Origin of the sequence: Geminicoccus flavidas (genome assembly GCF_009806515.1) — a bacterium.
Taxonomy (GTDB): Bacteria; Pseudomonadota; Alphaproteobacteria; order Geminicoccales; family Geminicoccaceae; genus Geminicoccus; species Geminicoccus flavidus.
Genome location: NZ_WUJP01001146.1, coordinates 1 through 510, shown reverse-complemented (window position 1 = coordinate 510; position 510 = coordinate 1). Strand labels below are relative to the sequence as shown.

The 510-nt window shown below is 67.6% G+C and carries 1 protein-coding gene; it reads left to right on the top strand.

The features are described from left to right. Positions 1 to 211: 211 nt before the first annotated feature. A partial coding sequence (locus tag EQG76_RS31505; RefSeq protein ID WP_235031661.1) for a transposase occupies positions 212 to 510 on the top strand: 299 nt, incomplete at its 3' end.

Sequence of the window (510 nt, the reverse complement as noted above, 5' to 3'; positions counted from 1 at the left end):
GTGCCGCAGGTGCACGCCGGTCGGCGAGTGCGCAGGCACTTGGCCGGTCCCGCGGTGACTTCTCGACCATGAATGGCCAGACGGCCATTCATCCGGCATCCAATGGATCCAGGTCCAGGAGGACCTGGAGGGCTGCATCTGCGCGCCGATGCTCATGGGCGGCCAGTGGCGCTGCACCTGACCCGGTGGCGAACGACACGACCTGCTGGGCGTGGCGCCATTGTTCGAACAGGCAGCCTTGCGCACCGGCCGGCGCGGCCGGCCGCGCTGGAAGCCGGCCGCCGTGATCGCCGACAAGGCCTATTCGGCTGCTTGGCTGCTCGACGCCCTGCGGCGCAAGCAGATCGCTCCGATCATCCCAAACCGGGTGGACCAGCCACACAACCTCGACTTCGACCGCCCGACCTACCGGCAACGCAATCTGGTCGAGCGTCTGGCAGGCAAGCTCAAGCAGTTCCGCCGGGTGGCGACGAGATACGACAAACTCGCCGCCCACTACCTCGCCTTCGT